Origin of the sequence: Microbacterium paludicola, from assembly GCF_039529675.1 — a bacterium.
In the GTDB taxonomy this organism is placed as follows: Bacteria; Actinomycetota; Actinomycetes; order Actinomycetales; family Microbacteriaceae; genus Microbacterium; species Microbacterium paludicola.
In genome coordinates this window covers 1-9197 of record NZ_BAAANG010000008.1, presented here as the reverse complement: position 1 = coordinate 9197, position 9197 = coordinate 1, and the positions used below count along the sequence as shown (strand labels likewise).

Here is a 9197-nt window from a genome sequence, read left to right as displayed (position 1 = left end):
TCACCAGATCCCTGCTCGAGACCGGCGGGTTCAGACCAGCGCTACACGCTCAAATGCGATGAGCCCCTTTGCTTCGTGGTGCGAAGACAAGAAGCAGGCGGCGACGGACTCGGATGCCGACCGCGGGCGTCTTGTGGTCACTCGCCGAGCAGGTGGAACTCGTTGAGGAGCTCGCCGATCTCGGTGTCGTCGATCCGCTTCATCAACAGCTTCCGGGTGAGGGAGCCTCCTGGGATCTTCAGTTCCTCGCCGTCGCGCAGGCGACTGGTGGCGGCCAGGAGCTTGCGGATGTCGTAGGTGGAGTTGAACACCTCGGGCACGCCGCGTTCGATATCGAGCAGCGTGTAGACGGCCTCCATGGGTGTGCGGACGGAGTACTCGGTGGTGAAGATGCAGTCGCGTTCGGCCGATTCGGAGAACTGGCCGATGAACGCGAAGTTCACCGAGCCTGCGGGGACGACGTCGGGGCGGTCGCCGGCTTGGCGGGGCATGAAGAACGCCGTCACGTAGGGCATCATCACCGGCACGGTCTTCGCGGCGTTCGCTGCGAGCTCGTCGATCTGGTCGATCGGCACGCCGAGGTGGTACAGCCATTCGCGAGCGATCTCCTCGCCCGTGGACTCCTGGATCGTCTTGCCGGTGTAGTCGCCGGGAACGTCGGTGAAGAGCGCGTAGACCCAGATCACGACCTCGTTGGGCTTCTGTTGCTTGAAATGCGGCTGGCGGTTCACCGTCCACGACAGCAGCCAGCTTGAGTCGGTGGCGGTCACGATGCCGCCGGTGACGACCTTGCCGCTAAGCGGGTCGCGCTTGGCGATCTTCTCGATATAGGCGGGGATGCGCGCATCCAAGGTGGTGACGGTCGCCGACTCCCATTTCGTCTCCGGGATGTGGTCGGCGAAGACGCCAGGACGTCCGAACGAGGGGTGCTTCGCCGCCACGTTCCGCCACAGGTCCCATGCTGGCGCCGGTCCGTCGTCGAGTTTCGCGGGGGTCTGCTGATCGCCCTCGTCGGAGTTCTCGGTCAGGGAGCCGATCGTCATGAACACCAGATCGTTCTCGGAGAGATCGACACCGTCGCCCGGGGCTCCGTTTTCGCGGGAGGTCCAGTGGATGTGCGTGGCCTGCTTCCGGCCGGTCTCCTCGTCGATGTCGAAGTCGACATCGTTCACGGTGGTGGAGAAGTGGAAGACCACGCCTTGGTCCAGCAGCCACGTGTAGAGGGGCAGCACGAGCGATTCGTACTGGTTGTATTTGGTGAACTTCAGCGCCGAGAAGTCGGGCAGGCCGCCGATGTGGTGGATGAAGCGGTGCAGATAGAGCTTCATCTCCAGCGCGGAGTGCCATTCCTCGAAGGCGAACATGGTGCGCCAGTAAATCCAGAAGTTGCTCTTCAGGAACTCCTCGGAAAACACCTCGTTGATGCGCTTGTTCTCCATCTCCCCGCGGGTGGCGAGGAAGACCTTGACGATCTCCTTTTGCGCCTTCTCCGAGAGCGTGAACAGCCCGTCGGTGCGCGCGTCTTCACCCCGGTTCACGGTCGCGCGCTGCAGCGAGTAGTTAGGGTCGTCGCGGTTGAGCCAGTAGAACTCGTCGAGCACACTCGCGCCCTCGATCTCCAGCGAGGGGATCGAACGGAAGAGGTCCCAGAGGGTCTCGAAGTGGTCCTCCATCTCCCGTCCGCCGCGGATCACGAAGCCCTTCTTCGGTTCCTTGATGCCGTCCAACGCACCGCCGGGCAGCTTGAGCTCTTCGAGGATGGTGATCTTGTTGCCGGGCATCTGCCCGTCGCGGATGAGGAAGGCGGCGCCGGCCAGCGAGGCGAGCCCCGCTCCCACGAACCACGCCGACTTGCCATCGACGCCTTGCGGCTTGCGGGGACGCGCGAATGCCTCCTAATTGCCCGCGGTGTAACGCATGAGTGTGCTCCTGCTTCTTGTCGTGTCGTGATGAGGTGGATGGTTATTTGGCGTCGTAGGTGTAGAAGCCCTCGCCGGTGGCCACGCCGAGCTTGCCCTTATCGATGTAGTTCTCCTTCAGCCACTGCCCCAGCTGTTTGCCCTCGCCGGACTGGGACAGGATGTTGTACGGCGTTGTGAGGCCGATGATGTCGGTGATCTGGAAGGGTCCCATCGGTGCCCCCGTGGCGATGCGCCACACGTTGTCGATATCCTTCGGTTCGGCATAGCCGCCCGCGGCGAGCGCGTAGCCTGCGTTGAGGAAGGGGACCAGCAGCGAATTGAGCACATAGCCCGCCTTCTCCTTGTGGATCGGGATCGCCACCATGCCGATCTCGCCCGCGAAGGCGACAACCTCGTCGAACACGGCGGGGTCGGTGTCGGCGGTGCCCATCACCTCGGCGGTGTTGAACTTCCACACCTGGTTCGCGAAGTGCAGCGCGAGGAACCGTGCGGGGCGGCCGGTGAAGTCCTTCAGATCGCTCGGCAGCAGCGTCGACGAGTTCGTCGCGAAAATGGTCTTCGCGGGGGCCACCTTGCCGAGCTGCTCATAAGTCTGTTGCTTCAGCGCGAGCACTTCCGGGATCGCCTCGATGACGAGATCGGCATCCGCGACAGCGGCCGCGAGCTCGGAGGAATACGTGATGTGCGTGAGCGCCGCATCCGCCTTGCCTTCGGCGGCACCGGCGACACCGTCGGCCTGATAGGTCGACGCGAGTCTTTCGAAGCGCTCCTTCGCCTTCGCCAGGATCTCGTCGCTGATGTCGTACGCGGTCACCTTGAATCCGCTGAACGCGGTCTGGTAGGCGATCTGGGACCCGAGCACCCCTGTGCCGAGCACCGTCACGTTCTTGATGTTTGACATGTCATTCCTTTTCTGTGAGCAGGCCATCCACGACCTGCTTGATCTGGACCCGAAGGTTTCGCTCGATTGAAGCGCCCCGGGTTTCGTGGAGGCTCGGTTATCTGGAACCGGCTCCGACGGGAACCTGTTCTCCAACGTAGCTGACGGGCTTGTGGGATGCCCAGTGAGCGGCCTCGAACTCGGCGGGCGGGACGTGTCCGATCTCGCCGTGCAGGCGCCGGTGGTTGTACCAGTCGACGTATTCGGCGACCGCGATCTCGACGTCGCGGACCGACGCCCACCCGCCCTTGGGGCGCATGACCGGGTTGCGGATGCACTCGGCCTTGAACAGCGAGTTCAGCGCCTCGGCCATCGCGTTGTCGTAGCTGTCGCCGACCGTTCCGACGGACGCGACCGCGTCGGCTTCGGCGAGTCGCTCGGTGTAGCGAATCGCACGGTATTGGACTCCGGCATCGCTGTGATGGATCAGCCCGGTGATGTCCTGACCCGCTCTGCGGCGCTCCCAGAGGCCCATCTCGAGCTCGTCGAGGGCGAGATCGGTGCGCAGCGACGTGGACACCTGCCAGCCGACGACACGGCGGGAGAACACGTCCAGGACGAACGCGGCATAGGTCCACCCGGCGTGGGTGCGGATGTAGGTCAGGTCCGCAACCCAGAGCTGGTTCGGTGCCGTCGCCTCGAAGCGCCGCTCGACCAGATCGGCGGGCCGTTCAGTCTCCGCGCCGTCCCCGAAGGTGGTCTTGCGGGTCTTGTCGCGCCGGACGCCCTGAAGGCCCTCGGCGCGCATCAGCCGCTCGACCGTGCAACGGGCGACCTCGACGCCCTCCCTGTTCAGGGCCGCGTGGATCTTCCGGGCGCCGTAGACGCCAAGGTTCGCCTTGTGGACCACCCGGATGTCCTCGGTCAGTTCCGCGTCCCTGACCGCCCGCGCGGACGCCGGACGCGCCTTGGCGGCGTAGTAGGTGCTCGGGGCGATCTGAACGTCCGCGTCACGCAGGACCTGGCAGATCGGCTCGACCCCGAACCGGTCGCGGTGCTCGTCGATGTACTCGACGAGCACCGCAGTCGGCACCTCGGCTACTTCAGCTTGCGGTCGAGCTCCGCCGCGGCGAAAAACGCCGACGCGGTCTTCAAGATCTCATTCGCTCGCCGCAGCTCCCGCACCTCGGCCTCAAGCGCCTTGATCCGCTGCGCCTCCCCGGTCGTCACCCCGGGCGCCTGCCCGGCGTCGATCTCGGCCTGCTTCACCCAGCCCCGCAGCGTCTCCGGGTTGATCCCGAGTTGCTCGCCGATACGCTCCAGCGCACCGGCCCTCCGTGCGGGGTCCTGCCTCGCCGCGACCGCGAGCCGCGTCGCGCGCTCACGCAACTCATCCGGGTACTTCTTCGGTGCTGCCATGACTCTCATCCTCCGTGAGTTGAGAGCCCCCACCGAACCCGGGGCGCTTCAGAAGACCGATCCCGCGCAGCCACGCCTCGACCTGACCTTGTGCTTGCTGTGCCTCTTCGCCCTGGATCGCCAGTCCTTCGGTGATGGTGGTGTCCGGGAGGAGATCGGTGTAGTCGCTGCGGACCCGGCCCATGCGGCTGACGGCGAAGGTGACGAACGGGTGCACCGTCTTTCCTGCGAGGTCGACACCTTCGACGAAAGTGCGCATGATCATCGGGGTCTGCGAGTTCCATACCGGGCAGCCCAGCAGCACCGTGTCGTACCCCGACAAATCGGGAAGCGGGTTCGCGATCGCGGGTCGGGCGTTGTCGTTTTCTTCCTGCACGTTGCGGTCGACGGTCTGCTCGTAATCGTCCGGGTAAGGGTCGGCCGGTTCGATCCGGTAAGTGTCGACGGTGATTGCGGCGGCGATCATCTCCGCGACGATCTGGGTGTTGCCGACGTCGAGGTCGATGCGGTCGCCGTAGTAGTAGTTCTCGCCTGGCCGGGAGAAGTACGCCAGCAGCACCCGACTGCCCGTTGTCGGGGTGGGTGTGGCATCCGGGGTGGGGGTGGTGCTCGGCATGGTCTCTCCCGTGGGGGTGGGTGCGCAGGCGGTGAGTCCAACGGCGGTCGCCGTCAGCAGCAGGCCGGTGCGGAGAAAGTCGCGGCGGTCCATCAGCTCGACCCGGTATCCACAGCGTCGGTGACGGACGCTGGCAGGTCGGCGGTGAGACTGCCGAGCAGCGTCAGCCGCTCCGCGGAGGGGGTGCCGGGCGCGGCGGTGAACGCGAACATCGTCCACCCGGGATGGTCGGGAAGCTGCATCGCCTCGTAGCTGAGCTCGAGATCACCGACGAGAGGGTGGTGGAGACGTTTCAGGCCGCTGCGATGGAACCGGACGTTGTGGGACGCCCACCGGCGGCTGAACTCGTCGCTGCGGGTCACCAGTTCCCCGATCAGGTCACTGAGCTCTTTGTCGCGCGGATTCTTGCCGGCCGCGAGGCGCAGGGTCGCGACGATGTCGTCGGCGCCCCGGTCCCAGTCGGTGTAGTAGTTGCGGGCGGCGGGGCTGAGGAACGCGAAGAGAGCGTTGTTGCCGCGCTGGCTGCTGGGATCGTCGAGCACCGGCGCGTACACCGCCCGGCCGAGCGAGTTCCCGGCGATAAAATCCATGCGCTCGTTGCGGATCCACACTGCCGACCCGGTGATGGAGTCCAGGAACCACTGCAGGCTGGGCCGGATCGTGTTCTCCCGCCCCGGCTTCTTCCGACGCGCGACCGGCTGCGGATGCGCCGCGCGGGCCAGGTCCTGCAGGTAGGTGGCCTCCGCGTCGTCGAGGCGCAGCACGGTCGCGATCGCGGACAGCACTTCGTCGGACACGCCGGAGAGGTTGCCGCGCTCGAGGCGAGCGTAATAGTCGACACTGACACCGGCCAGGAACGCGACCTCTTCCCGTCGCAACCCAGGCACCCGCCGGTGCCCGCCGCCGATGATCCCCGCCTGCTCCGGGCTGATCCGGTCCCGACGGGTGCGGAGGAATTCGCGGACCTCGGTGTGATCGTCCATGACTACCACGGTACGGGGGCCGCACTTGATTAGGGAGGACCTGTCAGTGCATGGAACACCAGCCCCTTCCCCGGATGGCGCGCTGAGGAGTGGACTGTATCCGTGACCATGACCGAGCCGACACCAGTGACCGGCAGCCGGCATCCGGCGGCGGTGCTGACGATTATCCTCGTCAGCTACTTCATGATCGTGCTCGACAACTCGATCATCTTCACCGGGTTGCCGCAGATCGCCGCCGAGATGAATCTGACCCCGGTGGGGTTGTCGTGGGTGCAGAACGCCTACACGCTCGTCTTCGGCGGGCTGCTGCTGCTCGGCGCCCGCGCCGGCGACCTCCTGGGTCGCCGGCGGGTGTTCATCGTTGGGCTCGCCATCTTCGGTGTCGCCTCATTCCTGGTCGGCGCAGCTCAATCCGAGACGTGGATCATCGCCGCCCGTGCGTTGCAGGGCATCGGCGCCGCGATCGTCGCCCCCACCTCCCTCGCCCTGGTCACCGCGACCATCCCGGCGGGGCGGGAGCGCACTCGTGCGGTCGCCGCGTACGGCGCGACCGCCGGAATCGGTGCGAGCCTCGGTTTGCTGGTGGGTGGTGCGCTGGCCCAGTGGGTGTCCTGGCGTGCCGGGTTCTACATCAACGTGCCGATCGCGGTCGCGATGATCCTCGCCGCCGTGCGCTACCTCCCCGGCTTCCGACCGGTCCCCGGACGGTTCGACATCGTCGGCGCGGTGACATCCACCCTCGGCATGGGCGCCCTGGTCTACGGGATCGTCAACGCCGGAGAGGAGGGGTGGAACTCGCCGGTCACCGGCGTCTCGATCATCGTCGGCGCAGTGGTTCTGGCCGGGTTCGTGCTCAACGAGTGGCGCGCCGCGCAGCCGGTGATGCCGCTGCGGCTGTTCGCTTCCCGGCAGCGCTCCGGCGCGGCCGTCGCGCGGCTGCTGTTCGCCGGGACGATGATCGCGTTTTTCTTCTTCACCACCCAGTACTTCCAGGGCGTCTACGACTGGAATCCGCTGCAGGCCGGTCTCGGCTTCCTTCCGATGACGATCGTGCAGTTCCTGTTCTCCCTGCCCGTGCCTCGCCTCACCCGCCGCTTCGGCAACGCGATCCTGCTCACCCTCGGGCTCGCGCTGGTCCTCGCCGGGCTGCTCTGGCTCACCCGCCTCACCCCCGACACCGGGTACCTCGCCGGGTTCCTGCCCGCGCTGCTGCTTATCGGCCTGGGCCAAGGACTCGGTTTCGGCCCGATCACCGCCGCCGGGATTGCCGGCGCCCGCGCCGAGGACGCCGGCGCCGCATCAGGGCTGGTGAACACCGCACACCAGCTGGGGTCCACCCTCGGTATCGCTGTACTCACCACCGCTGCCGCCGGTGCCGTGACCCTCGCCGAGCATGTCGTGATCGCGTACACCGGCGGCGCGATCATGATCGGCGTCGCCCTGGCCGCCACTCTCGCTCTGATTCTGCCGGCAGACCTCGCCGCACGGCGAGCGAACGCCTGACCCGTATCCCGCCCCATCCAACAGAAAGCAGGACCTCATGGCCACCGTCCCCACACTCACCCTGAACAACGGGGTGCAGCTGCCCGCCATCGGTCTCGGCGTGTTCCAGACACCGCCGGACGAGACCACCTCTGCCGTCGAGTCCGCGCTGACCACCGGATACCGGCACATCGACACCGCCGCCGCCTACGGCAACGAGCGGGAAGTCGGCGAGGGCATCCGCCGCTCCGGCGTCCCCAGGGAAGACGTGTTCGTCGAGACGAAGATCTGGATCAGCGACTACGGCTACGACGCCACCCTGCACGGGTTCGACAAAAGCGCCGGCAAGCTCGGTGTCGACCAGATCGATCTGCTCATCCTGCACCAGGCGCTGCCGGGTCGGTTCGAGCTCACCCTGGATGCGTACCGTGCATTGGAGACGCTGCTCACCGACGGGAAGGTGCGTGCCATCGGGGTGAGCAACTTCATGCCCGAGCACCTGCAGCGCCTCCTCGATGAGACCGACGTCGTGCCCGCGGTCAACCAGATTGAGCTGCACCCGTACTTCCAGCAGAAGGAGCTGCAGGCCCTCCACTCCCAGCACGGCATCCTGACGCAGGCGTGGTCGCCGATCGGTGGGATCACCTCCTACCGTGAGGGCGGCACGAGCGCGTTCGAAGACCCCACGATCCTCGAGGTCGCCGCCGCACACGGCAAGTCCGCCGCGCAGGTCATGCTGCGCTGGCACATCCAGGAGGGTCGCTCCGCGATCCCGAAGTCCACCAAGGCCGCCCGGATCGCCGAGAACTTCGACGTCTTCGACTTCGAGCTGACCGACAACGAGATCGCTCGGATCGACGCGCTCGACACCGGCGTGCGCCGCGGCCCCGACCCGGAAGACATCACCCTCGAGGCCTTCGGACGCGACATTCCAGAAGCCTGACCCACCTCGCCTTCACCCGCACTCTCAGAGAAGGAAACCGATGACCGACATGTCCTCCGCTCCCGTCGCCGTGATCACCGGCGCTTCCTCCGGCATCGGCGAAGCAACCGCCCGAGCACTGCACGCCGCCGGCTACCAGGTCGCCCTACTCGCTCGACGGGCCGACCGCATCGACGCTCTCGCCGCTGAACTCGGCGCCGGTGCCCTCGCCATCCCCGCCGACGTCACCGACCGCGACGCCCTGAGTGCCGCCGCCCAGCGTGTGAACGACGAACTCGGTGGCGCGACCACCCTGATCAACAACGCCGGCATCATGCTCCTTGGGCCCTTCGACGCCGAGCAGCGCAACGACTACCGGCAGATGATCGAGGTGAACCTTCTGGGTGCCATCACCACGACCGAGGTGTTCCTGCCGCAGCTGCGCAACAGCGGTGGCGACATCGTCAACATCTCCTCCGTTGCCGGCCGCACCGCCCGGGCGGGCAACGGCGTCTACGCCGCCACCAAGTGGGGACTCAACGGCTGGTCAGAATCGCTCCGCCAAGAGCTGCTGCCCGACATCCGCGTCACCCTCATCGAACCCGGGGTGGTCGCCACCGAACTGCCGGCACACATCACGCACGCGCAGACGAAGGACGCTGTCGGACAGCTCTACGACGCCGCCACCGTCACCGCCGAGGACGTCGCGGAGGTCATCGCATTCGTCCTCGCGCGCCCCCGTCACCTCGCGATCAACGAGGTGCTCCTGCGTCCCGCCGACCAGCTCTGACGAAACGGCACCCAAGTACTGAATCACGGAAGTATTCGCCACGAAAGGAACGACAACATGACCGCAACTATGACCGGGAAAGTCGCGCTCGTCACCGGCGCCAGCGGCGGAATCGGACTAGGGCGTGTCTCCCATATGCATCGTGAGGTTCGCGGCAGTCTGGTGGGGTGAGGTCGACGGGTT

General features: G+C 66.5%; 8 protein-coding genes and 1 other annotated feature. Of the genes, 3 read left to right on the top strand and 5 right to left on the bottom strand.

Annotated features, from left to right (window positions below; all coding sequences use genetic code 11):
• Positions 1-137 precede the first annotated feature (137 nt).
• The 5 genes from ABD161_RS06550 to ABD161_RS06530 form a co-directional block, all read right to left on the bottom strand.
• Entirely contained in the window at positions 138-1838 is a 1701-nt protein-coding gene (locus ABD161_RS06550; protein WP_425560809.1) for an oleate hydratase, read from the bottom strand.
• A gap of 124 nt (positions 1839-1962) precedes the next feature.
• A complete protein-coding gene (locus tag ABD161_RS06545; protein ID WP_344000830.1) occupies positions 1963-2823 on the bottom strand; it encodes a 3-hydroxyacyl-CoA dehydrogenase in 861 nt (286 codons plus the stop codon).
• 97 nt (positions 2824-2920) lie between these two features.
• A protein-coding gene (locus tag ABD161_RS06540; RefSeq protein WP_425560808.1) for an IS3 family transposase occupies positions 2921-4221 on the bottom strand; the annotation gives its coding sequence in 2 pieces (ribosomal slippage) (positions 2921-3939 and positions 3939-4221; 1302 coding nt in all).
• Positions 3791-3943 (bottom strand) — a sequence feature (AL1L pseudoknot). (Overlaps the previous gene by 153 nt.)
• Positions 4193-4930: a flavodoxin gene (locus ABD161_RS06535; RefSeq protein ID WP_344000824.1), complete on the bottom strand. Its 738-nt coding sequence runs from the start codon at positions 4928-4930 to the stop codon at positions 4193-4195. Before ABD161_RS06535 ends, ABD161_RS06540 begins: the two co-directional genes overlap by 29 nt.
• Positions 4930-5820 (bottom strand): helix-turn-helix domain-containing protein, encoded by an 891-nt coding sequence (locus tag ABD161_RS06530; RefSeq protein WP_344000822.1) that lies wholly within the window; start codon positions 5818-5820, stop codon positions 4930-4932. Before ABD161_RS06530 ends, ABD161_RS06535 begins: the two co-directional genes overlap by 1 nt.
• A 108-nt stretch (positions 5821-5928) precedes the next feature.
• Between ABD161_RS06530 and ABD161_RS06525 the strand changes: the two genes are divergently transcribed.
• Genes ABD161_RS06525 through ABD161_RS06515 form a run of 3 tightly spaced genes read left to right on the top strand, consistent with a single transcriptional unit; the run spans position 5929 to position 9014 of the window.
• A complete protein-coding gene (locus ABD161_RS06525; protein ID WP_344000828.1) occupies positions 5929-7323 on the top strand; it encodes an MFS transporter in 1395 nt (464 codons plus the stop codon).
• A 37-nt stretch (positions 7324-7360) separates the two neighbouring features.
• Positions 7361-8245, top strand: coding sequence for an aldo/keto reductase (locus ABD161_RS06520; protein WP_344000820.1), 885 nt, complete (start codon positions 7361-7363; stop codon positions 8243-8245).
• A gap of 40 nt (positions 8246-8285) precedes the next feature.
• Positions 8286-9014: an SDR family oxidoreductase gene (locus ABD161_RS06515; protein WP_344000818.1), complete on the top strand. Its 729-nt coding sequence runs from the start codon at positions 8286-8288 to the stop codon at positions 9012-9014.
• The last annotated feature ends 183 nt before the right edge of the window (positions 9015-9197 follow it).

Coding starts and splice junctions, on each gene's coding strand:
- ABD161_RS06525 (WP_344000828.1), top strand. CDS start 5,929: ATGACCGAGCCGACACCAGTGACCGGCAGCCGGCATCCGGCGGCGGTG.
- ABD161_RS06520 (WP_344000820.1), top strand. CDS start 7,361: ATGGCCACCGTCCCCACACTCACCCTGAACAACGGGGTGCAGCTGCCC.
- ABD161_RS06535 (WP_344000824.1), bottom strand. CDS start 4,930: ATGGACCGCCGCGACTTTCTCCGCACCGGCCTGCTGCTGACGGCGACC.
- ABD161_RS06545 (WP_344000830.1), bottom strand. CDS start 2,823: ATGTCAAACATCAAGAACGTGACGGTGCTCGGCACAGGGGTGCTCGGG.
- ABD161_RS06530 (WP_344000822.1), bottom strand. CDS start 5,820: ATGGACGATCACACCGAGGTCCGCGAATTCCTCCGCACCCGTCGGGAC.
- ABD161_RS06515 (WP_344000818.1), top strand. CDS start 8,286: ATGACCGACATGTCCTCCGCTCCCGTCGCCGTGATCACCGGCGCTTCC.